Origin of the sequence: Streptomyces sp. NPDC127129, from assembly GCF_042671585.1 — a bacterium.
In the GTDB taxonomy this organism is placed as follows: domain Bacteria; phylum Actinomycetota; class Actinomycetes; order Streptomycetales; family Streptomycetaceae; genus Streptomyces.
Genome location: NZ_JBHXTV010000017.1, coordinates 119245 through 143346, shown reverse-complemented (window position 1 = coordinate 143346; position 24102 = coordinate 119245). Strand labels below are relative to the sequence as shown.

General features: G+C 72.8%; 21 protein-coding genes. 9 read left to right on the top strand and 12 right to left on the bottom strand.

Annotation, left to right across the window (positions count from 1 at the left end; translation table 11 throughout):
* The first annotated feature begins 173 nt into the window (after window positions 1-173).
* Window positions 174-2465, top strand: coding sequence for a SpoIIE family protein phosphatase (locus tag ACFVGW_RS29280; RefSeq protein WP_385854055.1), 2292 nt, complete (start codon window positions 174-176; stop codon window positions 2463-2465).
* Between the two features lie 87 nt (window positions 2466-2552).
* Here ACFVGW_RS29280 and ACFVGW_RS29275 read toward each other — a convergent pair whose 3' ends face one another.
* On the bottom strand, window positions 2553-5540 hold the full coding sequence (locus ACFVGW_RS29275) for a HAMP domain-containing protein (protein WP_385854054.1): 2988 nt from the start codon (window positions 5538-5540) through the stop codon (window positions 2553-2555).
* 151 nt (window positions 5541-5691) lie between these two features.
* Window positions 5692-6153 carry an ATP-binding protein gene (locus tag ACFVGW_RS29270; protein WP_385854053.1) on the bottom strand — a complete coding sequence of 154 codons (462 nt, stop codon included), beginning with the start codon at window positions 6151-6153 and terminating at the stop codon, window positions 5692-5694.
* A 151-nt stretch (window positions 6154-6304) separates the two neighbouring features.
* Here ACFVGW_RS29270 and ACFVGW_RS29265 point away from each other — a divergent pair, with 151 nt between their 5' ends.
* Window positions 6305-7219, top strand: a complete 915-nt coding sequence (locus ACFVGW_RS29265) for a SigB/SigF/SigG family RNA polymerase sigma factor (protein WP_385854052.1) — start codon at window positions 6305-6307, stop codon at window positions 7217-7219.
* 110 nt (window positions 7220-7329) lie between these two features.
* Here the strand turns inward: ACFVGW_RS29265 and ACFVGW_RS29260 are convergent, their stop codons facing one another.
* From ACFVGW_RS29260 to ACFVGW_RS29250, 3 genes are all read right to left on the bottom strand, one after another.
* Entirely contained in the window at window positions 7330-7773 is a 444-nt protein-coding gene (locus ACFVGW_RS29260; RefSeq protein WP_383225021.1) for an ATP-binding protein, read from the bottom strand.
* Window positions 7774-7794: 21 nt separating this feature from the next.
* Window positions 7795-8154, bottom strand: coding sequence for an STAS domain-containing protein (locus ACFVGW_RS29255; protein ID WP_383225022.1), 360 nt, complete (start codon window positions 8152-8154; stop codon window positions 7795-7797).
* Window positions 8155-8293: 139 nt separating this feature from the next.
* Entirely contained in the window at window positions 8294-8536 is a 243-nt protein-coding gene (locus tag ACFVGW_RS29250; RefSeq protein ID WP_352190280.1) for a DUF5133 domain-containing protein, read from the bottom strand.
* 142 nt (window positions 8537-8678) lie between these two features.
* On the opposite strand from ACFVGW_RS29250, the gene ACFVGW_RS29245 reads away from it, so the two are divergent.
* Window positions 8679-9716, top strand: a complete 1038-nt coding sequence (locus tag ACFVGW_RS29245; protein WP_385854051.1) for an NAD-dependent epimerase/dehydratase family protein — start codon at window positions 8679-8681, stop codon at window positions 9714-9716.
* A 155-nt stretch (window positions 9717-9871) separates the two neighbouring features.
* Window positions 9872-10330, top strand: a complete 459-nt coding sequence (locus tag ACFVGW_RS29240) for a hypothetical protein (RefSeq protein WP_385854050.1) — start codon at window positions 9872-9874, stop codon at window positions 10328-10330.
* Here ACFVGW_RS29240 and ACFVGW_RS29235 read toward each other — a convergent pair.
* Window positions 10285-11175, bottom strand: coding sequence for a glutathione S-transferase C-terminal domain-containing protein (locus ACFVGW_RS29235; RefSeq protein ID WP_385854049.1), 891 nt, complete (start codon window positions 11173-11175; stop codon window positions 10285-10287). The two genes, ACFVGW_RS29240 and ACFVGW_RS29235, sit on opposite strands and share 46 nt — an antisense overlap.
* A gap of 221 nt (window positions 11176-11396) precedes the next feature.
* On the opposite strand from ACFVGW_RS29235, the gene ACFVGW_RS29230 reads away from it, so the two are divergent.
* From ACFVGW_RS29230 to ACFVGW_RS29215, 4 genes are all read left to right on the top strand, one after another.
* On the top strand, window positions 11397-11855 hold the full coding sequence (locus ACFVGW_RS29230; RefSeq protein WP_352190283.1) for an Rrf2 family transcriptional regulator: 459 nt from the start codon (window positions 11397-11399) through the stop codon (window positions 11853-11855).
* Window positions 11856-12016: 161 nt separating this feature from the next.
* Window positions 12017-13354 carry an acyl-CoA dehydrogenase family protein gene (locus ACFVGW_RS29225; RefSeq protein WP_385854048.1) on the top strand — a complete coding sequence of 446 codons (1338 nt, stop codon included), beginning with the start codon at window positions 12017-12019 and terminating at the stop codon, window positions 13352-13354.
* Window positions 13355-13472: 118 nt separating this feature from the next.
* Window positions 13473-14345, top strand: a complete 873-nt coding sequence (locus ACFVGW_RS29220; RefSeq protein ID WP_383225033.1) for a universal stress protein — start codon at window positions 13473-13475, stop codon at window positions 14343-14345.
* A gap of 153 nt (window positions 14346-14498) precedes the next feature.
* On the top strand, window positions 14499-15383 hold the full coding sequence (locus ACFVGW_RS29215; protein ID WP_385854047.1) for a CAP domain-containing protein: 885 nt from the start codon (window positions 14499-14501) through the stop codon (window positions 15381-15383).
* A 28-nt stretch (window positions 15384-15411) separates the two neighbouring features.
* Here ACFVGW_RS29215 and ACFVGW_RS29210 read toward each other — a convergent pair whose 3' ends face one another.
* The 6 genes from ACFVGW_RS29210 to ACFVGW_RS29185 form a co-directional block, all read right to left on the bottom strand.
* Window positions 15412-16947, bottom strand: coding sequence for a sigma-70 family RNA polymerase sigma factor (locus ACFVGW_RS29210; protein WP_385854046.1), 1536 nt, complete (start codon window positions 16945-16947; stop codon window positions 15412-15414).
* 115 nt (window positions 16948-17062) lie between these two features.
* Window positions 17063-17353 carry a hypothetical protein gene (locus ACFVGW_RS29205; protein ID WP_385854045.1) on the bottom strand — a complete coding sequence of 97 codons (291 nt, stop codon included), beginning with the start codon at window positions 17351-17353 and terminating at the stop codon, window positions 17063-17065.
* 96 nt (window positions 17354-17449) lie between these two features.
* Entirely contained in the window at window positions 17450-19669 is a 2220-nt protein-coding gene (locus ACFVGW_RS29200; protein WP_385854044.1) for an NADP-dependent isocitrate dehydrogenase, read from the bottom strand.
* A 45-nt stretch (window positions 19670-19714) separates the two neighbouring features.
* Complete coding sequence (locus ACFVGW_RS29195; protein ID WP_383292023.1) at window positions 19715-20758, bottom strand: phosphatase PAP2 family protein; 1044 nt, start codon at window positions 20756-20758, stop codon at window positions 19715-19717.
* A gap of 144 nt (window positions 20759-20902) precedes the next feature.
* Entirely contained in the window at window positions 20903-21211 is a 309-nt protein-coding gene (locus ACFVGW_RS29190) for a hypothetical protein (RefSeq protein ID WP_385854043.1), read from the bottom strand.
* Between the two features lie 58 nt (window positions 21212-21269).
* Window positions 21270-23093 carry a glycoside hydrolase family 15 protein gene (locus ACFVGW_RS29185; protein WP_385854042.1) on the bottom strand — a complete coding sequence of 608 codons (1824 nt, stop codon included), beginning with the start codon at window positions 23091-23093 and terminating at the stop codon, window positions 21270-21272.
* A gap of 200 nt (window positions 23094-23293) precedes the next feature.
* On the opposite strand from ACFVGW_RS29185, the gene ACFVGW_RS29180 reads away from it, so the two are divergent.
* Complete coding sequence (locus ACFVGW_RS29180; RefSeq protein WP_385854041.1) at window positions 23294-24052, top strand: glycosyltransferase; 759 nt, start codon at window positions 23294-23296, stop codon at window positions 24050-24052.
* The last annotated feature ends 50 nt before the right edge of the window (window positions 24053-24102 follow it).

The window sequence follows — 24102 nt, the reverse complement described above, 5'->3', positions numbered from 1 at the left end:
CTCTCCGATGTCGGGGGCGTACGGCGGCGGCCGGGCGGGGTGCCGGTTCCGTTCCGCCGTGCGCGTACCCGGAACCGGCGTCCGGACACACGTCGGCATGGCACACAACGGTAGAATCCTGAGCGAAACCGAGCGTCTACGGACATTCTCGTGGTGGAGGGACGGCAGCAGTCGTGACGACGTCCGCGGAGGGACCACAGGGGCCCGGGACCGCAGGCCTGTCGGCCGAGAACCGGCGGCTGCGGTCCGAACTCACCCGTCGCCATCTGATCGATCTCGCCACCGGCGTCCTCGTCGCCCAGCTGGGCGCCTCCCCCGCCGACGCGGCGGAGCACCTGTCCGCCCTGTCCAGGGCGACGGGGCTCGGCGTCGAGGAACTCTCCGCCGACATCGTCAACGGCGTCGCGGGAACGTCCGGCGGCGCACCCGCAGCCCCCGCCCCCTCCGCCGCTCCCGCTCAAGCGGAGGAGGAGGCTCACGTCGTCTTCAGCACCCCCGAGGAGCGGCGGGCGCGGCAGGCGGCCAGCGTGGCGGAGAGTCTGGACACCGTCGGGGAGGCGGCCCACGCGCTGCTCGAAGGCGCGCTGGTCCCGCTCGGCGCGGAGAGCCTGTGGCTCTGGCGACGCGACTCCCGGGACTGCCTGCGCCTGGCCGGACACGCGGGTACGGGTGCGGCGGAGGCGGCCGCCTGGCAGTGGATCCCGCCCGCGGCCCCGGCCTCGTTCCGCTCGGTCCTCGCCGACGGTGAGCCCGTCTGGCTGGACGCCGGCCCGCCGGCCGTGGAGGTGCTGCCGGGCCCCGCGCCGCGCGCGGGGCGGGCGGTCCTCCCGCTGCGGCTGCGCGGCGCGACGGTCGGCCTGGCCCTGGCCGCCTGGCCGGGCCCCACCACCTTCGACGAGCCCCTGCGCAGGGCCCTGGTGGGCCTCATGGACGTGGCGGGCACCGTGCTCGACGCGACGGACTCGCCCCCGTCGGGCTCTCCGGTGCTGGTGGACGTCCTGGACGCGCTCTCGCACCCGGCGATGCTGCTGCGGGTGGCCCCGCCCGCGGCGCCGCCGACGGTCGAGCATCTCAACGACTACGCCGTGGCGGCCCTCGGCGGCGCGCACCCGCCCGAGGACCGGTCCCTGGCTCTCGCCCTCCCCCTCCTCCACGCCGACATCGCCCATCTGGCGCGGCGCGCCCACCGGACGGCGCGCACCCAGCGCGTGGCGCGCCTCCCGGCGACCGCGGCCCCCGGAGAGGACGACGACAGCCCGCCGCTGGTCGACGTACGGGTCCTGCCGGCCGGCGAGGAGCGGGTGGTGGTGCTGTGGCACGCCGCCACCGATCCCGGGCTGGCCTCGGAGCGCGCCGTCTCCCGGCTGCAGAGCGTGGCACTGTTCCAGGACAGCCTGACGGGCGGCGACACGGTGTGGTCGGAGCAGGCGTACGCCCTCTTCGGCAGGAGCCGTGAGGAGCCTCCCGTACCCCTGCTCGGGTTGCGCGGACTGGTGCACCCGGAGGACGGGGAGGCGCTGACCGATCTGCTCAGGGTGCTCACGGAGCGGCGCACCGGCGCGCAGACGGTGCTGCGGATCGTCCTCGGCGACCGCGCCGTCCGCCATGTCCGGGTGGCCGCGGAGCCGCTCATCGACGGCGGGAAGGTCACGGGCTTCGCGGGCGTGTACCAGGACGTGTCGGCGAGCCGCCGCACGGAGGCGGCGCTCACCGCGACCTTCGACCAGCTGACGGCAGTGCGGACCCGGGCCGAGCTGCGGCACCAGATGGCACAGCAGCTGCAGCAGGCGATCGTGCCCGAGGTCCCCGACCTCCAGGAGTTCCCCGGTCTCGTGGTGGCGGCCCGGTACCGGCCCGCGGCAGCGGAGTACCGGGTGGGCGGCGACTGGTACGACGTGCAGCCGCTGCCGACCGGCAAGGTCCTCGTGGCGGTCGGGGACGTGGCCGGGCACGGGATCGAAGCGGTGACGGGCATGGTGTCGCTGCACAACGCCCAGCGGGGGCTGGCCTGCACCGGGGAGTCGCCGCGGCGGCTGATGGGGTGGCTCAACGAGATGACGCTGCGCACGAGCGGGTACCCGACGGCGACGGCGGTGTGCGCGCTGTACGACCCGGCGGACCGGGAGCTGGTCTGGTCGAGCGCGGGGCACCTGCCGCTGCTGCTCGTGCGCGACGGCGCGGCGCGGCTGATCGACCCGCCGCAGGACATCCTGCTGGGCGCGGTGCCCTCGTACGCGTACGAGGAGCGGCGCACGGCGCTGCGGCCCGGCGACACACTGCTGCTGTACACGGACGGGCTGGTCGAGCGCCGCCACGACGGACTGGACGACGGGCTCGCGCGGCTCGCCGCACAGGCCGAACTGGTCAGCGGCTACCCGCCGAACGAACAGGTGGAGCGCCTGCTCGACGTCGCCGACGGCGACACGGACGACGACACGAGCCTCGTCGTCGTACTCGTACGCTGACGAGCCCACCACCCGGTTCCACGCCCTGATGGACCCCCCGCTCGGCCCACGTCCCGGCACACGTCCCGGCCCACGGTCCGGGGGCGGTCACGACCCGGCACGCGGCGGGGTGGTCAGCCACTGGCGGACCTTGGCCATGAGTTCGTCGGCGTCCACGGGCTTCGCCACGTAGTCGCTGGCTCCGGCCGCGAGGGCTCGGGCGCGGTCGCCCGGCATGGCCTTGGCCGTGACGGCGATGACCGGAAGCCCGCCGCGGCCGGGGAGGCCGCGGATCGCCTCGGTCGTGGCGTAGCCGTCCATGCCCGCCATCATCACGTCCATCAGGACGAGTTCGACCTCGTCGTGCTGCTCCAGCAGGGCGAGGCCCGCCCTGCCGCCGTCGGCCTGGAGCACCTGGACGCCGTGGCGTTCGAGCACCTCCGTGAGCGCGTAGACGTTGCGCCGGTCGTCGTCGACCACGAGCACCGTACGGCCGGCCGTCGTGGGGTCCTGGACACCGCCGGGCTGGGAACCAGGGGCTTCGGTGGCCGTGGCACGGCCGGTGTCGGTGCCGGCCGCCTGCGCCCGCACCCCGGTCTGGGCGGGCCGCGGGGCGGGCAGGTAGAACGTGAACCGGCTGCCCTTGCCGGGGGTGGAGTGGACGTCGATCACTCCACCCAGCAGTCCGGCGACCTCGCGGCTGATGGAGAGCCCGAGCCCGGTACCGCCGTAGCGGCGGGCCGTCGTCCCGTCCCCCTGCTGGAAAGCGCCGAAGATCCCGTCGAGCCGCTCGGCGGGGATGCCCACACCGGTGTCGGTGACCCGGAAGGCCAGCACGGGCCCGCTGTCCCGCAGCGCCACGGGCGGTTCGTCGTCGCCCGCGTATTCGATGAGGAACTCCACCCCGCCCTCGTCGGTGAACTTCAAGGCGTTGGAGAGGAGGTTGCGCAGGATCTGCCGCAACCGCGACTCGTCGGTGGTGAGTTCCTCGGGCACGTCCGAGGAGACGGTGACCGAGAAGGTGAGCCCGCGCTCGTCGGCCACCGGTCCGAACGTCGCCTCCAGGTACTCCAGGAGCTGGTGCAGAGCGAACCGTTCGGGCCGGATGTCCATCTTGCCCGCCTCGACCTTGGACAGGTCGAGGATGTCGTTGATCAGCTGGAGGAGGTCGGATCCGGCGGAGTGGATGACCTCGGCGTAGTCGACCTGCTTCTCCGTCAGGTTTCCCCCGGGGTTCTGCGCGAGCAACCGGGCCAGGATCAGCAGGCTGTTGAGCGGTGTGCGCAGCTCGTGGCTCATGTTGGCGAGGAACTCGGACTTGTACATGGACGTCCGGGAGAGCTGCTGGGCGCGGGCCTCCAGTTCCTGCCGGGCCTGTTCGATGACGAGGTTCTTGGACTCGATGTCCTTGTTGCGTTCGGCCAGCAGCGCCGCCTTCTCCTTCAGCTCGGCGTTGGAGCGCTGGAGTTCCTGCTGCCGGTCCTGCAACTCCTGTGAGCTGGCACGCAGTTCGTCGGTGAGGCGCTGGGACTGGCCGAGGAGTTCGTCGGTGCGGAGGTTGGCGACGAGCGAGCTGACGACGGCGCCCGCGGTGTCGACGAACTGGTCGAGGAAGTCCCGGTGGATGGCGGTGAAGGGCCGGAGCGAGGCGAGTTCGACGGCGCCGAGGACCTGGTCCTCGACCACGATCGGCAGGATGATCAGCATGGCCGGTTCGCCGGAACCGGCCCCGGAGGCGATGGTGGCGTACCCGGCGGGCACCTCTTCGACCACCAGCGGGCGCCGGTCGTGGGCCGCCTGGCCGACGAGGGACTGGCCCAGCCGGAAGCGGCGGGCCGGGGCCTCCGGCTCGTCGGAGGATCCGTAGGCGGCGGTGACGACGAGTTCGGTGCCGCGGTCGTCGTGCCGGGCGAGGAAGAAGGCGCCGTACTGGGCGGAGACCAGCGGTGGCACCTCGGTCATGATGAGCTCGGCGACGTCCGGCAGGCTGCGGGTGCCCTGCATCAGGCCGGCGATCCGGGCGATGTTGGTCTTGAGCCAGTCCTGCTCCTCGTTGGCACGGGTGGTGGCGCGCAGCGACTCGACCATCGCGTTGATGTTGTCCCGCAGGTCGCCGACCTCGCCGGGGGCCTCGACGGTGATGGAGCGGGTGAGGTCGCCCTCGGCGACGGCGCTGGTGACCTCGGCGATGGCGCGGACCTGCCGGGTCAGGTTGCCGGCGAGTTCGTTGACGTTCTCGGTGAGCCGCTTCCAGGTGCCGGAGACGCCCTCCACCTCGGCCTGGCCGCCGAGCTTGCCCTCCGTGCCGACCTCACGGGCCACCCGGGTCACCTCGGCGGCGAAGGAGGAGAGCTGGTCGACCATGGTGTTGATGGTGGTCTTCAGCTCCAGGATCTCGCCGCGCGCCGCGACGTCGATCCGGCTGGTGAGGTCGCCCTGCGCGACGGCCGTCGTCACCTGGGCGATGTTGCGGACCTGGTTGGTCAGGTTGTCGGCCATCGAGTTGACGTTGTCCGTGAGGTCCTTCCAGGTTCCCGAGACACCGTGCACGGTGGCCTGGCCGCCGAGCTTGCCCTCCGTACCGACCTCGCGGGCGACCCGCGTGACCTCCTCGGCGAAGGAGGACAGCCGGTCGACCATGGTGTTGATGGTCTCCTTCAGCTCCAGGATCTCGCCGCGCGCGTCGACGCGGATCTTCCGCGTGAGGTCGCCCTGGGCGACGGCGGTGGCGATCTGGGCGATGGACCGGACCTGGGAGGTCAGGTTGTCGGCCATCGTGTTGACACCGGAGGTCAGTTCGCGCCACACCCCGCTCACGCGCGGCTCGCGCGCCCGGCCGCCGAGCAGACCCTGTCCGCCGACCTCGCTGGCGACCCGGGTGACCTCCGAGGTGACCAGCGAGACCTGGTCGACCATGTCGTTGTAGACGGCCGCGATCTCTCCGAGGATGCCTCCGGCGGACTCGGGCAGCCGGACGGAGAGATCACCGTCGCGGACGGCGGTGAGCCCGGCCAGGAGCACGCCGAGCCCGTCCTCACCAAGGCGGTAGGCGGGTGCGTGCGGATCGGGGCGGGCGGGCCGGGGGGAACTCTCCATCGCGGACCTCACGCTCCACGGAGGGGTACGAGAGCGGTACGGACGCGGCGCCCGCACCCACGGAGGGTCCCGGTACGAGTACCGCAGGCACCCGCGGCGGGCCGTTCCGCTTCTCCACTCTAGGCACGCCGTCCCGGGGTCGGCAGCGGCTCTAGGCGGGGCGGGCGGGCGCGGCACCGTCGGTCACCGCCACGTCGGAGCCGTCGGTCACCGCCACCTCGAACCAGACCGCCTTGCCCGGGCCGCGCGGGACGGAGCCCCACCCGACGGAGAGCCGTTCCAGCAGGTAGAGCCCGTGTCCCGAGGTGCGGCTCGCCCGGTGTGGAGCGTGCGGCCGGGGGCGTACCGGGCTCGCGTCGCTGACCTGGACCCACAGCCTGCGGCCGGCGCGGTCGAGGCGGAGTTCGTACGGGGCTCCCCCGTGCTCGTAGGCGTTGGCGACGACCTCGGAGACGAGCAGAAGGATGTCGTCCACGGCGACGTTCCCGATCACGGCCGGAGCGCCGAACCACTCCCGGAGCGCCTGCCGGGTGAGGTCGCGGCACTCCCCGACCACTCCCGGGCCCGCACCCAGCGTGAACTGCCGGGACCTGTCCGTCGTGCGGATCGTCACCTCGCTCCTCGATGCACTCGTCATACGTCTCCGCTTCCCGGCCATTCCGTGTCAAACCATAAGGAAAGGGAATCATTGCCTGTGGACGGCAAACGACGGAGTCGGCCGCCTGCGGCGGCGCAGGCTCACCCCATCTCGTCCAGGAGTCCTCATGTCGACCCTCCGCAAGCCCACCGACCCGACCCGCACCAGGGCCGACGAGGCCGCGGCCGTGCGGGAGCGCGCGCTGGGCGGTCTGCCCGAGATCGACCGGCCCACCGAGGTGAGCACGACCGACGCGCAGACGCTCTCGACCGCCCTTTTCACCCGCCTGGAGTCCTTGGAGGAGGGTACGGCCGAGCACGCGTACGTGCGGAACACCCTCGTCGAGCTGAACCTCAGCCTGGTCAAGTTCGCCGCCCGCCGGTTCCGGAACCGGGCCGAGCCGACGGAGGACATCATCCAGGTCGGCACGATCGGCCTGATCAAGGCGATCGACCGCTTCGAGCTCAGCCGGGAAGTGGAGTTCTCGGCGTTCGCGCTCCCCACCATCGTGGGAGAGATGAAGCGCTTCTTCCGGGACACCAGCTGGGCCGTCCAAGTGCCGCGCCGGCTCCAGGAGCTGCGTATCGAGCTGGCTAAGGCCGTGGACACGCTGGAGCAGCGGCTCGGCCGGCGCCCGACGCGGGCGGAGCTCTCCGCCCATCTGCGGATCGGCGAGGAGAGGGTGGCCGAGGGCGAGCAGGCCTCGAACGGCTATGTCGCCCGGTCGCTCGACACTCCGGCCGGGGACGACGAGTCGGCCGTCACGGCCGGCGAGCGACGGCTCGGCGAGGAGGAGCGGGCCTACGAGCTGATCGAGGCCCTGGAGTCGCTGAAGCCGCTGGTCGCGGAGCTCGACGAGCGCGACCGCCGGATACTCGCGCTGCGGTTCGGCGAGGAGCTGACGCAGGCGGAGATCGGCGAGCGCCTCGGCCTCTCGCAGATGCACATCTCGCGCCTGCTGGCGCGCATCCTGGACGAGCTCCGGACGGGCCTCCTGCAGGACCCGGCGCACCAGGACCCGGCGGACTGCACCAGGCCGTGACGGGCCGGCAGCGCCACTAGGACCACCAAGGGCTACCAGCGCCACCAGGGGTACCAGGGCCCCGCCAGGGCTGCCACGGGCGCGATTCACACGTGACCGGGGTCCCCGGTTCAGCGTCCGACGGCGCCGGGCGTGGGGCGGGTGACCTCCAGCCAGACGACCTTGCCGTGGGCGCGGGACTCGGAGCCCCAGGCCCCCGCCAGGCGGTCCAGAACCATGAGGCCGTGGCCGCCGGGCAGCGAGGGGGCTCGGGGCTGGCGTCGGCGCGGGTGCTCGGGGTTCCCGTCGGAGACCTCCACCCGCAGGTGGTCGCCACGGCGGTGCAGCACCAGTTCCTCGGGGCCGTCCGCGTGCAGGCAGGCGTTGGTGACGACCTCCGAGACCAGGAGCAGGACGTCCTCCGCCCTCTCGCGGCCCTCGTCGTCCTCCGCCGGGATCCAGCCCCAGTCGCCGAGCGCCTCGGCGGTGAAGTCGCGACAACGCATCACGACGCCCTTGGTCCCGAACAGCACCAGCCGCCGCACCTGTCCCTCGTCCACGGCTTTCCCGCCCACGACTCCCTCCGCCATCCGCGCCTAGCCGCCGGCCCGCCGGTCGCCGAGCGCCTCGGCCACGTTCTCGTACACCCGGAACACCGTCCGCGCCCCCGTGATCTCGAACATCCGGGCGACGGGCGGGCGGAGGCCGGCCAGTTCCAGGCGACCGCCCTCCTCCAGGACGCGCAGGCGGGCGCGGAGCAGCACGTTCAAGCCGGTCGAGTCGCAGAAGCTCAGCTTCTCGCAGTCGACCAGGATCCGTTCCGCACCGGTCCGCTCCTCCAGAGCGCTCCGCAGTGTGTCCGCGGTGTCGTGGTCGAGCTCCCCCGTCAGGGAGAGCACCACGGCACCGGGCTGCGGTCCGGGTCCGGCCGTGACGGCGAACCGCTCCGACGTCATCGGATCACCCGCCTCCCTCCATGGTCGTACGGAGTCACGGTTCTATCCCTCTCATGCCCCGGAAGCACCCCGCCACGCGGCCCTCACCCCGACGACCGGGACGGCATGCCCCGCGCGTGCCCCGGGCACGCACCGGCCGTCAGGAGCCGGGAAGCCCTTCCAGCGCCTGCCGCGGTGCGGGGCTCGTCCCTCCCACGTACCGCTCGGCGGCGTGTACGGCCTCGCGCGGGGTCCGTTCCCCCATCAGCACACACAGTGTGTACGCCGTGTCCTCGAACCGCCTGCGGATCGACAGGTCGCACGGCCGGGCCAGGACCACCCTTTCCTGGGCCCGGTAGTGCCGCAGCAGCCGGTCGATCTTGTTTCTGTCGGGCAGCAACATCATGCTCCTCCTGGCGCGGCCCCCACTCCCTCCGTCGCTCCATATTCGGGTCACCGCGTCACCCGCGCGACCCATGCGGACACGATCCGTCACAGGGCGCGTCCGACATGCGCTTCCGCCGGGAATGGCGGAAGGTCGATTCATGAAGGCGAGCGCGGGACTGAAGGTCGTCGTCACGGGTGCCACGGGCAACGTCGGAACGAGCCTGACGCGCGTCCTGGCGCGCGAACCCCGGATCGCCTCCGTCCTCGGACTCGCGCGCCGCACGCCCTCGTTGACGCTGGAGAAGACCGAGTGGGCCGAGGTCGACCTCTCGCTGGAGAGCGACGAGCCGCGGCTCGCCGAGTACATCGCGGACGCCGACGCGGTGGTCCACCTGGCATGGCGGTTCCAGCCGACCCACGACCCCGTCGAGACCTGGCGTTCCAACGTCCTCGGGTCGCTGCGGGTCTTCGACGCGGTGGCGGCGGCGCACGTGCCGGCCCTGGTGTACGCCTCGTCCGTCGGCGCCTATTCCCCAGGGCCGGAGAACGGCCCGCCCGTCTCGGAGTCGTGGCCGACCCACGGCTGGCCGGGCGCCGCGTACACCCGCGAGAAGGCGTACCTGGAACGCGTTCTGGACACCTTCGAGCGCGACCACCCGCAGACCCGCGTGGTCCGGATGCGGCCCTGCTTCCTCTTCAAGGAAGAGGCCGCGAGCGAGCAGCGCCGGATCTTCGCCGGACGGTACTTCCCGGGCTGGCTGTTCCGCCCCGATCTGCTGCCCCTCCTGCCGGAGCTGCGGGGGCTGCGCTTCCAGGCGCTGCACACGGACGACGCGGCCGACGCGTACCGCCGTGCGCTCGTACGGGACGTCCGGGGCCCGTTCAATCTCGCGGTGGACCCGGTGATCGACACGGCGGCGCTCTCCTCGCTCCTCGACGCCCGGCCCGTGAAGGTGCCGAGCGGCGCGGCACGGAGCCTGCTCGCGGCCGCCTGGCACCTGCGGGTGGCGCCCGCCTCGCCCGACCTCTTCGACGCGGTGCTGAGACTTCCGCTGCTCTCTCCGGACCGCGCGCGGCGCGAACTCGACTGGGAGCCGTCCTCGAACTCGCTGGAGGCACTGGGTGCCTTTCTGCGGGGTGTGCGGGCGGGCAGCGGTGACGCCACCGGGCCGCTCACCGGGCGCCGCGTAGGCTGAGAGACACGGGCGCGTCGCGCTCCGTCCCCCTCGCCGCGCCACCCGCCGCGCCAGGTCCGGCCCGCCCGCATGCGCGGGGGCGAATCGGGTAGCCGCTGGTGCGTCGTCGTACCGCCCCCTCATTCGCGAGACCTGCCCCGGGAGGTGCGCACACCATGGTTTCCCTCGCCGACACGGCCCCGGCCGTAGCTCACCGGGAACGCCCCACCGTCCGGCTGCTGGGACTGGAGCTCCAGTACACGGGACACGAGGACATCTCCGTACCGGTACCCGCGGCGGAGAAGGTGTCCGCCCCGTTCACGGTCAAGGAGGGCACCGAGTGCCGGGCCGTGGTCCGGTTCCAGGTGGACGGCTCATCGGTTGCCGGCCTGAAGGTGGTCGACATCAGGCACCGGGCCGGAACCGAACTCGGCGGCCGCGAGGTGGCGCTCGGGGACTTCCGGCACGGCGGCCCGTACGAGCTGGCGCTCCCGCCCGAGCGGGTTCCCAACGGCACGCGGGCCCGGGGTCTGTACGAGGTGAGCGCGGCGCTCGTCGACGGCGAGGGGCGGGTGCTCGACCGGAGCGACTACCGCTTCGAGGTCAGGAAGGACTGGGACCCCGCCTCCGCCTGAGCCCCACCGGAGGTGAGGGGGCTCGGGCGTCCGTGACCGGCTCCGTCGTCGAGCGCGGACGCGAACGCCGGGTGGGCGGAGAGGCGTTGTGCGTAGGACCAGAGCGTCCGGTGCGCGGCGATCCGGTCCAGGGCGGCAGGGTCGAGCTGCTCACGACGGACCGTGTCGAGGTGGACCAGGGTCACCCACACATGGACGTCGGCCGCAGTGACGGTGTCGCCCAGAACATGCGGCTGCCGCTCCAGCACGCTCTCCAGCTCACCCAGAGCGGCGAAGAGGACGACGAGCGGGCCCTGACGGGCGGCTTCCGCGTCGAGTCCGGGCTGTCCCGCGTCCCGCGCGGCGTCGTCGATGCCGCGTGCGCAGAGGTCGCCGATCGCCTCGATCTCCGCGTCGGACCCCGGGGGCAGCAGGTCGGGCCGGTCGGGGCAGCGGAACCTGAGGGCGAGGTCGCGCAGGATGTCCGGGGCGTGGGTGCTGACGATCCGGCCGGTCCACCGGTCGCTGAGCACGGGCGCGGCCGCGGGCCCGGCGTACTGGTGGGCGCTGGCCTCGTACAGGGCGCGCAGAGCGGTGTAGCCGCCGCCGGGCGCGTCGGGGACGGCGGGGAGGAAGGTCAGGGGGACGGTGTCCTGGAGACCGAGGAGGCCGTGGGTGACGGCGATGCGCAGACAGCCGGGACAGTCGCGGGCCACATGGAGCCGGTAGCGGTGCGGGACGGGGTAGTGGCCGCTTCGGACGTCCTGGCCGATCCGGCCGGAGAAGGCGGGCCGGGCGGTCGTCGGGGGGACGAAGGGGGCGAGGTACGGCGGCGCGTACGGGCCGAGGTGCTGGATGACGGACATGCTTCTCCCTCAGGGTGCTCGGTGTTGGGTCACGACAGCGCTCGACGGTGTCGGCACCCGCCCGGAGGCAGCGGCGTTTCCCATCATTCCCTACCTGTTCACTCGGATTCCCGTCCCCGAGTGTCGGCGCGGTCACGGTCCGCGTCAAGGGCGCGGACCTCCCTGGACACGCCTCCCGCGGCCGTACGAATCCGGTCACGCACATGCGGAATAATGCGGTCATGCGCATCTCAGCCAGGGCCGACTACGCGGTACGCGCCGCGCTCCAGCTGGCCGCCGCCCAGGACGCGGGGCCGGTGAAGGCCGAGGCGATCGCCGACGACCAGGGCATCTCGCACAAGTTCCTGGAGGGGATCCTCGGCGACATGCGCCGGGGCGGTCTGGTGCAGAGCCAGCGCGGCGGGAACGGCGGGTACTGGCTGGCCAGGCCGGCGGAGTCGATCACCGTCGCGGACGTCATCCGCTGCGTGGACGGCCCGCTGGTGTCCGTCCGCGGGGTACGGCCGCCGGAGCTGTCCTACACGGGTCCGGCCGAGTCCTTGCTGACGCTCTGGATCGCGCTGCGGGCGAACGTGCGCCAGGTGCTCGACGGGGTCTCCCTCGCGGACCTCGCGGCGGCGAAGCTGCCGACCGAGATCTCCGGGCTCGCCGAGGCACCGGACGCCTGGACCAACCCCTGACCCATCCCCGGTCCGCCCCGGAGGGATCTTCGGCCTCCGGACACTCGTCTCGGCTCACGAGATTCAACTGTCCATGATGTGAACGCCTCTTGGCGCCCCGGCGACCCTCTGAAACTATCCCTACTATTCCAGTGGGAAACCTAGGGAACCTAAGAGGTGACGTGAGAACGCCGAAGAAGTCAGCGCTACGCCCCACCTCCCGACCGGCCGACCGCCGTGGTGACGACGAGATCTGGCCCCGCGTCACCCGGGAGCTCGCCGACGACCTGGCCTTCGACGCCCCGGCCAGGGACCGGGCGGGCAAGCCCCCGTTCGACGAGGTGGCCCGGCTCCAGGAGGCCGGACTGCCCGCCCTGCTCGCTCCGCCGGGCCCGGGCGGCCGGGGCACCGACTGGCGGGCGGCCTGTGCGGTCATCCGGGAGATATCCGCGGCCGACAGCTCGATCGGCGAACTCCTCGCCCACCATCACGTCCTCTCCTGGACCGCCCGCTTCCTCACCGGAGGCGCGGCACCCGTCACCGCGACCGAGGCGCCCGCCCCCGCGAGTGAGCCGTACAGCTCCTTCGAGGGCGCCACGGCAGGCCGGCTGCTGGCCGGCGGCATCGAGCCGTCCCGTGGCCCCGGGGAGCCCGGCCTCACCCTCACCCCGGCGCCGGGCGGACACGTCCTCCACGGGCGCCGCTCCTTCGCCTCCGGCGTGAGCGTCGCCGACCGTCTCGTCGTCGGGGCGCGCTGTACGGAGACCGGGGAGCTGCTCGTCGTCCTGGTGGACCCGGGGGATCCCGCGGTCTTCACCGAGCCCGCGGCCGAGCGGACCGGGCAGCGCCTGGCGGGCGCCGGGACGGTGACGTTCGATCAGGTACGGGTGGACGCGCGGAACGTCCTCGGTTCCCTCCCCCGCGACGAGCATGCCGTCCCCCCTTTCACGACACTGGCCCCGCTCGCGCTGCGCCTCCTCCTCGTCCACGTCGGACTCGGCATCGCCGAGGGAGCGCTGGCCGAGGCCCGTGACGTCAGTCGCGCGACCCGGGCCGTCCCACGGCACCTCGCCCGTTCCGCCGGTTCGCGCGCGGGCGCGTCCGACGACCCCTTCGACGACGGGTTCGGCCGCGAGGACCCGTTCCTCCTGCTGGCGTACGGGGAGCTGGCCACCTCCGCCCATGCCGCCGCGGCCGTCGTCGAGCGGGCGACGGACGCCCTGGCGCGCGGTCTGACGGCAGGAGACGTGCTCGGGGTCGAGGAGCGCGCCGACATCGCCGTCCTCGTCGCCGCGGCCGAGGCCGTGACGAGCCGGGCGGCGGTACGGATCACCAGCCGGATCCTCGAACTCGTCGACACCACGGAGCCCGCCGGCGTCCCGGGCGGCGGCCCCGGCTTCGACCGCTTCTGGCGCAACGCCCGCGCCCTGACCGCCCGGACGTCCGCCGCGCACCGGATGCGCGACATCGGCGACCACTATCTCCACGGCACACGGCCGGGGCTCAGACTGCTCGCGTGACGTCCGGGGTCGGCGTGTCGGGACCTCCGGCCCTCTCGCCGTGCGGCGGTTTGACCCAAGCTGGGGAGGAAAGACGCCGGTCGACAGGCCGGAGTCGTCGAGTGAGGGAGGCAGCCTGATGAGCCGTGGGATCGTCGCCGGAGTGGACGGTTCGCCCGAGAGTCTGGCAGCGGCGGACTGGGCCGCGCGGGAGGCCGTGCACCGCGGACTCGCCCTGCGGCTGGTCCACGCCTGGCGGCCGCAGCCCTTCGACCTCCCGCTGACGCAGGACCCGGTGCATCAGGAGCATCTGGCCGACAAGGTGGTGCGCGGGGCCGAGTCGACGATCGCCTCACGGTTTCCCGGGCTCGCCCTCACCGCCGAGGTCCGGCCCGACTCACCGGTCGCCGCGCTGCTGAGCACCGAGGAGCGGGCCGAGATGCTCGTCATCGGCTCGCGCGGTCACGGTCCGGTTGCGGGGTTCCTGCTGGGCTCGCACGGTCAGCAGATCATCGCGGGCGCCACCCGGCCGGTCGTGGCGGTCCGTGCGCACGGCGGCGAGGAACCGGACCCCGAGGGCGGCGAGATCGTCGTCGGTCAGCTGGGCGGGCCGGAGGACAGCGCCCCCGCGCTGGGGTTCGCGTTCGCGACGGCGGCGGCGCGCGGGGCGTCCGTGCGGGCCGTACGGGCGTGGAGCCTGCCGTCCCTGTACGCCTACAGCCCCGGGTCGATGGCGCTCGCCGACGAGGCCGGCGGGCTCGTCCCGTACGAGGAGAAGGCCCTGCGCGAGGCTCTGGCGCCATGGCGGGAGCGGTACCCGGAGGTCCGGGTGACGGAGCAGGTGGAGATCGGGAGCGCCGGACAGGTGCTGCTCAGCTCGTCGGGCGGTGCGCGGCTGCTCGTGGTCGGGCGGCGGGCCCGGCGTGGGGCGATCGGCCCCCGGATCGGTTCGGTGGCGCACGCGGCCCTCCATCTGGCTCCGTGCCCGGTGGCGGTCGTGCCGCACGAGTGATGCGGTGACGCTACGGGTTGACCCGGCGGGGTGACGCGGCAGGTTGACGCGGTGTGTCGGCCGGTCCTGGCCCGGAAAGGGTTATGACCGCCGCCCCGGCGGCTCTCCCTCGCCGCCGGACCGACCGGCGGCCCGGAGAAGAGAGCGGAGCCCATGGAGCACCACGACGAGCCACGCCCCCACGAACAGCGGACGCACGGCGGCGGCCGGCACCGCAGAGGCGGGAGCCCTCGGCGCCGCGCCGGCCGGGCGCCGTCCTTCCGTACGGCCGTGACGCTCGCGGGTGCGGCCACGGCCGCGCTGACGGTCGCGGCGGGGGCGTACGTGGCATCCCTGGGGAGCCCGTCAGGGACGGACACCCGATCGGAGGGGGTCGCCCTGACCAATGTGGCGCCTCTCATCGGGAGGTCGGCGCCGCCGCCCACGGGCCCGTCCTCACCGGCGCCCGCCCCGGCCGACCCGGCCGGGGCCGCCGCCACCGGGGTCACCCCGGCCGGGACGCCCTCGCCGCCCCGGTCCGCGCCCGCGGCCCCGGGACCTGCCCCGAAGGAGTCCGCGTCGGCCCCGGCGCCGGTGATGGAGACGCCTTCCCGGGCCCCCGGGCCCGAGAAGGCGGTGGTCGCGGCCCCGGAGCCGGGTGGTGGCGGGAAGGCCGCGCAGTTCGTCGAGCAGATCGTCGCGCTCACCAACACCGAGCGGGAGAAGGCCGGTTGCTCCCCACTGCGCGCCGACGGCCGGCTCCACGACTCGGCACAGGCCCACGCGGACGACATGGCGGACCGCGACTATTACGCCCACGCCACGCCCGAGGGCCGGGACGCGGGCGAGCGCATCACGGCGGCCGGGTACACCTGGTCGAGCTGGGCGGAGAACATCCACCGCGGCCCCAAAACCCCCGTGAGGGCCATGGAGGACTGGATGAACAGCGACGGTCACCGCCGCAACATCCTCAACTGCTCGTTCAAGGACCTCGGCGTCGGAGTGGCCCTGACCTCCAACGGGCCTTGGTGGGTGCAGAACTTCGGCATCCGGCGCTGACCCGGCGGCCCGGTGCGGCGGTACGGGTTCAGGAGGCGGGCGTGGCCAGCTTCTGTACCCAGACCGTGCCGTCGGGACCCGGCACGGCGGCGACGCCGGTGTCGCGGTACCGGCAGTTCAGCATGTTCTGCTGGTGCATCGCCCCGTCCATCCAGCCGTCGAAGACGTCGGCCGGATCGGACGCGCCGCGCGCCAGGTTCTCGGCCCAGGCGGACCAGGAGTACCCGGCGGCCGTGATCCTCGCGTCGGCGAAGCGTCCCTCGGGGCTGCTGTGCGCGTAGTAGCCGCGGCGCACCATGTCCCGGGCGTAGGCGCGGGCCGCCTCGGCGAGCCGGGGATCGTTCCTCAGGGGCTTGCACCCCTCCTCCGCCCGCCTCTGGTTGACCAGGCGGTTCAGCCGCTCCTCGGGGGTGGCCGTCCGTGTCGGGGTGGGCGTCGGGGTCGGGGTCGGGGTGGGCGAGGGGGTGGTGGGGCTCGGCAGGGGCGGGGTGGTGGTCGGGGCCGGGGGCGGGGCCGCCACGGGCGTGACGGGGGGCGCGGGCGACCGGGGCTCCGGGTCGGAGGGCACCAGCAGGATGATCCCGCCGAGCACTCCGAGGGTGACAGCCCCGGCGACCCAGGCCCGCCGGACCGAGCCCCCGGCCGCCCCGCTCGTCCCGGCCCCGGAGTCCGGGGGCAGCGGGTCCGCCGGCGCGCTCGCGTGCGGAACCGGCTCGGATCCCGTGCTCGTGTACGGGCTCGGGTCCGCGGCGTCCGCCGCCCAGGCTGCCGTCTCGGTTCCCGGCGTCGGCGTGGCCCAGAGCAGGAGCGGGGGTACCAGGGCGAGGCCCACCAGCAGCGCCTCGGCCGGGGCGAGGTTCGCGCCGGCGGGGACGCACCGGGCGCAGCCGGTGACATGACGGGCGAGACGCTTGCGCCAGAGCGGGGAGGGCCGGCCGTCCCAGTCCGCGGTGAGCTGCGCCAGCTCCGCGCAGGGCGGCCGCCCCGCCAGGGCGCGTACGACCTCCCGGCCCGTCTCCAGGCGCTCCTTCATCCGCTGGACGCGGACCGCCGCGTGCGCGGTGGTGACCTCCAGCGCCTCGGCCAGCTCCGCGCGGCTGAGTTCGCCACCGGCCTCCAGCCACCACAGGGCGAGCACCTCGCGGTCGCTCTCGTCGAGCCAGCGGGTGGCCTCGGCGACCTCCCGCCGCTGCCCGGAGAGCCCGAGCCGCAGGATGGTCAGATCGACGAAGTCACCGTCGGGGTCGGCGAGCTCGGCGGCCCGGTCGAGGCCGGGGACGGGTCCGCTCTGGCGGTCGCGCCAGCGCCGGCGGATCTGGTTCATCGCGATGGCGACGAGCCAGGACCGGAAGCGCTCGGGGTCGCGGAGGCCGGGGAGGCCGTCGAGGGCGCGGACCATCGTCTCCTGGACGACGTCGTCGACGTCCGCGTGGCCGTCGAGCGCCCGGCCGACGATGTTGTAGACCAGCGGAAGGTAGGCGCGTATCAGCAGCTCGCCGGCGTCGGTGTCTCCGGCCGCGGCCGCGTCCACCAGTGCGGCCGTACCGCGCTCGTCGCTGTGCATGTGCCCTGCTCCCTCGTACCTGGGTCTGTCCGTCCCCGTCGTGAGGAGACCCGTGGGAGAGGGTGGGATAACACTTCGCGGCCGGGGACGCGAGGTTACCGGGCCGCGGATCCGGCTATGCGGGTGGGTGGGGCAGATACGGCACGGTCGCCTCGTGCCCTGCCCGTACGGCCTCGACGGCGGCCTCGTGGAGGTCGCGGCTCTCCGCCTCCGAGGAGCACGGCACCGGACTTCCCGACATCGTGAACCAGTCGGAGGCGCCGCTGTACTGCACGGCTACGCGTGCTTCCCCATCTGCCCAGGTGGTGTGCACGGTCAGGTCGCCGGTGACCGCACCGACTTCCTCGGTGAGCACCCCACCCCGCCCGGTGTAGACGCCGGGGGTCGTCCATGAAGCCCAGCTCATCCATCCAGGTTCACACCCGGATGGCACATGCGCCACCGACGGGACCGCCCCGGCCGGAGGAATTCCGGCCGGGGCGGCTGAGCTGTCGTTCCGCGATCAGACGAGGGACGCGACGGCCTCGTTGAAGGTGGCGGACGGACGCATCACGGCCGCGGCCTTGGCCGGGTCGGGCTGGTAGTAGCCGCCGATCTCGGCCGGGGAGCCCTGGACCGCGTTGAGCTCGGAGACGATGGTGTCCTCCTGCTCGGTCAGGGTCTTGGCCAGGCCGTCGAAGGCCTCGGCGAGCTGCGCGTCGTCGGTCTGCCCGGCCAGCTCCTGGGCCCAGTACAGGGCCAGGTAGAAGTGGCTGCCGCGGTTGTCGATACCACCGACGCGACGGGTCGGCGACTTGTCCTCGTTGAGGAAGGTGCCGGTGGCGCGGTCGAGGGTGTCGGCCAGGACCTGGGCGCGGGCGTTGCCCGTGGTGGTGGCCAGGTGCTCGAAGCTGGCGGCCAGGGCGAAGAACTCACCCAGGGAGTCCCAGCGGAGGTAGTTCTCCTTGACGAGCTGCTGGACGTGCTTCGGGGCGGAGCCGCCGGCGCCCGTCTCGAAGAGGCCGCCGCCCGCCATCAGCGGGACGACCGACAGCATCTTGGCGCTGGTGCCCAGCTCCAGGATCGGGAAGAGGTCGGTCAGGTAGTCACGGAGGACGTTGCCGGTGACGGAGATGGTGTCCTCGCCGCGGCGGATGCGCTCCAGGGAGAACTTCGTGGCCTCCACCGGGGAGAGGATCTTGATCTCCAGGCCCTCGGTGTCGTGCTCCGGCAGGTACTGCTCGACCTTGGCGATCAGCCGCGCGTCGTGGGCGCGGGTCTCGTCCAGCCAGAAGACGGCCGGGGCGCCGGTGGCGCGGGCGCGGGTGACGGCGAGCTTGACCCAGTCCTGGATCGGCAGGTCCTTGGTCTGGCAGGCGCGGAAGATGTCGCCCTCGGCGACCTCCTGCTCCAGGACCACGTTGCCCGCTCCGTCGACGAGGCGGACGGTGCCGGCCGCGGCGATCTCGAAGGTCTTGTCGTGGGAGCCGTACTCCTCGGCCTTCTGCGCCATCAGACCGACGTTCGGGACGGAGCCCATGGTCGACGGGTCGAAGGCGCCGTGGGCGCGGCAGTCGTCGAGGACGGCCTGGTAGACACCGGAGTAGCTGCTGTCCGGGAGGACGGCGAGGGTGTCGGCCTCCTGGCCGTCCGGGCCCCACATGTGTCCGGAGGTGCGGATCATGGCCGGCATCGAGGCGTCGACGATGACGTCGGACGGGACGTGCAGGTTGGTGATGCCCTTGTCGGAGTCGACCATGGCGAGGGCCGGGCCCTCGGCGATCTCGGCCTCGAAGGACGCCTTGATCTCGGCGCCGTTCGGGAGGGCGGCGAGGCCGTTGAGGATGCCGCCGAGGCCGTCGTTCGGGGAGAGGCCCGCGGCGGCGAGCGCCGCACCGTGCGCGGCGAAGGTCTTCGGGAAGAAGGCGCGCACGACGTGGCCGAAGACGATCGGGTCGGAGACCTTCATCATCGTGGCCTTGAGGTGCACGGAGAACAGGACGTCCTCGGCCTTGGCGCGGGCGACCTGCTCGGAGAGGAAGGTGCGCAGGGCGGCGACGCGCATGACGGAGGCGTCGACGACCTCGCCGGCGAGGACGGGGACCGACTCGCGCAGGACGGTGGTGGTGCCGTCGGCGGCGACGTGCTCGATGCGCAGGGCGCCGGCCTCGGTGACGACGGCGGACTTCTCGGTGGAGCGGAAGTCGTTCTGGCCCATCGTCGCGACATTGGTCTTGGAGTCCGAGCTCCAGGCGCCCATGCGGTGCGGGTGGGTCTTGGCGTAGTTCTTGACCGAGCCGGGGGCACGGCGGTCGGAGTTGCCCTCGCGCAGGACCGGGTTGACGGCGCTGCCCTTGACCTTGTCGTACCGGGCGCGGACGTCCTTGTCCTCGTCGGTCTGCGGGTCGTCCGGGTAGTCCGGGAGGGCGTAGCCCTGTGCCTGGAGCTCGGCGATAGCGGCCTTCAGCTGCGGGATGGAGGCCGAGATGTTCGGCAGCTTGATGATGTTGGCCTCGGCCGTCTTGGCCAGCGCGCCGAGCTCGGCGAGGGCGTCGTCGATCCGCTGCCCCTCTTCGAGACGCTCGGGGAATCCGGCGATGATGCGCCCGGCCAGGGAGATGTCACGGGTCTCGACATTGACTCCGGCCGTCGAGGCGTAGGCCTGGATCACGGGCAGGAACGAGTACGTCGCCAGGGCGGGCGCCTCGTCAGTGTGGGTGTAGATGATGGTCGAGTCAGTCACCGGGTGTGCTCCGCTCCACGTCTGCGTCTGCGAGATTGCTCGACATCAAGATATCTCGTGATCGGCCTCGGTGGGAAAGGGCCCTGTCGGCTCCGTCGCGACGGTGCCCGTGAGCCGGTACGGGACGGGCGTGGCGCCCAGGTCGACGCGGCGGAGCAGGGCGAGCAGCACGAGCGTGACCGCCGCGCCCGCCCCGGCGACGAGGGCCTGCCCGGCCCGGTGGGCGAGGCGCGGGACGGACGGGTCGGCGGGCTCCAGGACGTACATGGAGTCGATCAGCAGGACGGTGCCGCTGCCGAGGCCGCCCACGGCGACGAGCGCGAGGGGCGCCACGACGAAGAGGGTGAACAGGGGGAGGTGCCGTGTGCGTGCGGGGGCCACCTTGCCGCGGCGGGCGAGGACCGCGACCAGCCCGCAGACCACGGCGAGGACGAGCAGGTCGGCGCCGATCACGTCGCTGGGGCGGTGCCATCCGGCGGCCACGGTGTACGCGCCCACGGCGAGGGCCCACAGGGCGCAGAGCCCCACGGCGAGACCTCGCGCGCGGTAGGGAACGACGAGGGTGAGCCCGAACATCACGCTCACCGCGATGGCGGTGTGACCGCTGGGGAAGCTGTTCGGCGACAGGTGCGCCGGGGCCTCGACGAGGTCCGGACGGGCCAGGAGGAAGCGCCTGAGCACCTCCGCGAGGAAGAGGGAGGCGGCGACGGCGCCCAGGGCGGTGACCGTGAGCGCGTATCGCCGGCGCAGCATCCCGATCGCGGTCAGGACGAGCAGGGCGACGGCGAGGGAGTAGACGGTGATGTGCTGGAGGGAGGGGTTCGCCTCGTGGGCGGCGGCGAGCGTCTCGTCGGTGAAGCGGCCGGTGAGGACGGCGTTCTCCCAGCGCTGGCCCGTCGCGGTCAGGACGAGTCCGGCGTAGACGACCGCCATGAGCAGCACCGAGCCGAGGCAGGCGCGGCGCATCCGCTTGCGTACCCGGGCGCTGAAGGAGTCGGCCGCTTCACCGGCGACGGCGGCGTACCACCAGGTGCCGTTCTCCAGCGACGGGATACTGCCGTCGGTACGGAGCCTGTCGTAGGGAGCCATGCTCCGATTCGAACCCGGTGGGGTCCGGCGCGCCCGCTGGACGCACCCGAACGAATCGCCGAGCGGTCGTTCCGGCGGCCGCGACGGTCACGGGGTGTCAGGCGCGGGCGTCGGGTGGCGTCCGGGCATCGGCCGGGCCGCTCGTCAGCCGTTCTCGCCGGCGTCCTCGCGGGGCCACTGGGCGTACACGGCGAGGCCGAGGCCGCAGAGCAGCGCAGCGAATCCGGTGTTGCTCACCGCGACGCCCACGCCCGGATCCTCGACGAGCAGCGCTTCGGCCGCATGGAGCAGGAACGCCACCGCGACCACGAGCTGCGCCCAGCCGAACACCGCCGTGCGGCGGATCCATCTGCGCTGGTAGGGCAGGATCCAGCCCCGCGTGAGGGCGAGCACCCCACCGATCGCGAACAGCAGCCCCGCCAGACCCACGGCCCAGCCGAAGTACGACGACATGCTCGCCCTTCCCCCCGATGCGCGATGCGCGATGCGCCGATGCGCCGATGCGGGCGGATCATGCCACAGCGGACCGTCCCGCGGGTGAACGCGCGTGGCGTCGAGTTCCGAAGAGGGTGAACGCCGTGTTCACCAGGGCCACATGACTGAGCGCCTGGGGCGTGTTCCCGAGCTGGCGGCCCGCGTGCGGGTCCCACTCCTCGGCGAGCAGCCCCACGTCGTTGCGGATGTCGAGGACGCGCTCGAAGGCGGTGCGGGCCTCGGCCGGACGGCCCGTCATCGCCAGCGCGTCGGCGTACCAGAACGTACAGGCCAGGAAGGCCCCTTCGGCGCCGTCCAGGCCGTCCACCTCGTGCACCTCACCGTTGCCGACGTCCGCGTACCGGCGGACGAATCCGCGGTCGTCGAGCCGGCCCATCGCCTCGACCGTACTCAGGACGCGCGGATCGGACGGCGGGAGGAAGCCGAGCCTGGGGATCAGCAGCGCCGTCGCGTCGATGCGCCGGGCGCCGTAGTACTGGACGAACGACTGCTGCTCGTCGCTCCAGCCGCGCGCGCACACCTCGTCGCGCAGTTCGCTCCGCATGGTCTGCCAGCGCTGGACGGAGGCCCGCAGGCCGGCGACGCGGGCGAGGCGCACGGCGCGGTCGGCGGCGACCCAGGCCATGATCTTGGAGTGGACGAAGTGGCGGCGTGGGCCGCGCACTTCCCAGATGCCCTCGTCCGGTTCCCGCCGGCGCTTGTCCACGTAGTCCAGGAGGGAGGCCACGAGACTCCAGACGTGCGGGTCGATGGCGACTCCGGCACGGACGGCCGAGTAGATCGTGCTCAACACCTCGCCGTAGATGTCCATCTGGAACTGGTCGACGGCCGCGTTGCCGAACCGGACCGGCCTGGAGTCCTCGTAGCCGGGCAGCCAGTCGGCGCGCACCTCGGGGAGGTTGCGCTGGCCGGCGACGCCGTAGAGCGGCTGGAGGTCGGCGGGGTCGCCCGCGACGGCGCGCACGAGCCAGTCCGTCCAGGCGAACGCCTCGCGTCGGAATCCGCTGCGCAGGAGGCAGGACAGGGTGAAGGTGGAGTCGCGCAGCCAGCAGAACCGATAGTCCCAATTCCGTTCTCCCCCGATGCGTTCGGGGAGTGAAGCGGTCGCCGCGGCGACGATGCCGCCGGTCGGTTCGTACGTAAGGGCTTTGAGGGTGACGAGCGACCGGAGGACGGCGTCGCGGAAGGGACCCTCGTATCGGAATTGTGCGGTCCATTCGTCCCAGAAGGCGAGTGTGCGCGTCAACTCGGCCGCCACGTCGGGTGCCCGAGGCGGTGCGGAATGGGAAGGACTCCAGCTGAGGACGAAGGGAATGCGCTGACCCGCCGTCACCGACGCGTCGAGCGTGACGCATTCGTCGGTGACACCGATTTCGACACCCGGTCCGCACCGCAGATGGGCGGCGTCCGGGCCGGCCACGGTCGCGACCGTACGCCGGTCGACACGCCGCGACCAGGGGACCACGCTGCCGTGGTTGAAGCGCATCCTCAACTCGCCGTGCAGGTCGACGCGTCCGGAGACACCTTCCACCAACCGGACGATCTGCGGGGTCCGTTCACGTGGGGGCATGAAGTCGATGATGCGCACCGTTCCGGAGACGGATTCCCACACCGATTCCAGGACGAGTGAATCACCCCGGTAACTCCGGCGACTACACGGACGATTTCCGACCGGCGCCAGAGTCCATGCCCCGTGGGACTCGTCTCCGAGGAGCGCGGCGAAGCATGCGGGCGAGTCGAAGCGAGGCGCGCACCACCAGTCGACAGCTCCGTCCTTCCCGATGAGGGCAGCCGTCTCCAGATCGCCGATGAGGGCGTAGTCCTCAATTCGCCCTGCCATGAACGGATTGTAATCCCGCGAGGAATGCGGCGCACGGACGGAGGGAGGAGACCTTGACGTCACGGCGTTCCGCGCAGGATGCTGAAAGTCGCTTCCACAATTCCGGAGAAAGCGTTCTGGAGAAAGCCGTACCCATGGGTAGCGGGCCACATCCGATGCGCCGGTCGACCGACCGTTCACCCCACGCGGACACCCGCACGGTGAGCGTGGTGATCGCGGTGCGTCCCGGGGACCACGACACGGACCGGCTGCTGGAGCAAATACCGGCCGAGGTCGGCGAGGTCGTCCTGGTCGGGGCCGCGGAAGGTGCGTCGGCGAGGACACCGGATGCCACCGCGAGCGGGGCGGTCGAGCCGGGCGCCGCGCGCGCCGCGGTGACCGTACGCCGGCTCGGGCCGTGGGACTGCGCGGCGGGCGACGTCCCGCACGCGGGGCTGCTCGCCGCGACCGGCGAGTTCGTCGTGCTGATGGGGGCCGACGGCAGCATGTCGCCGATGGAGATCCCGCACTACCTGCACTACCTGGACAGCGGGTACGACTTCGTCAAGGGCTCACGCTTCATCGCAGGCGGCGGCGTCGCCGACTACCCGCTCGTGCGCAGACTCGGCCACAGCGCGCTGCTCCGACTCGCCCGGCAGCTCTACGGCCAGCGTCTGACAGACCTCTGGTACGGCTTCTGCGCCTTCCGCCGAGGCTTCGTCGACCTGCTCGACCTGCGGGAGCACGGGGTGGAGCTGGGCGCCGAGCTGGTCACCCACGCCCTGCACTACGGGCTGCGGATCGCCGAGGTGCCGAGTCTCGAACTGCCGCGCCGCCACGGCCTGTCGCCCGCCCGCACGTTCCGTGACGGGACACGGATCCTGGGCGGACTGCTCGACGAGCGCCCGCACAACGCCCTGCATCGCCTGAGGCCGTCGCCGCGTCTCGCGGGCCGGGCGGAACGGGCCGACCACGCTTGACGGATCAGAAATCCGATGCTAACGCTTGAAGTCAGGCATTTTGGACGCAT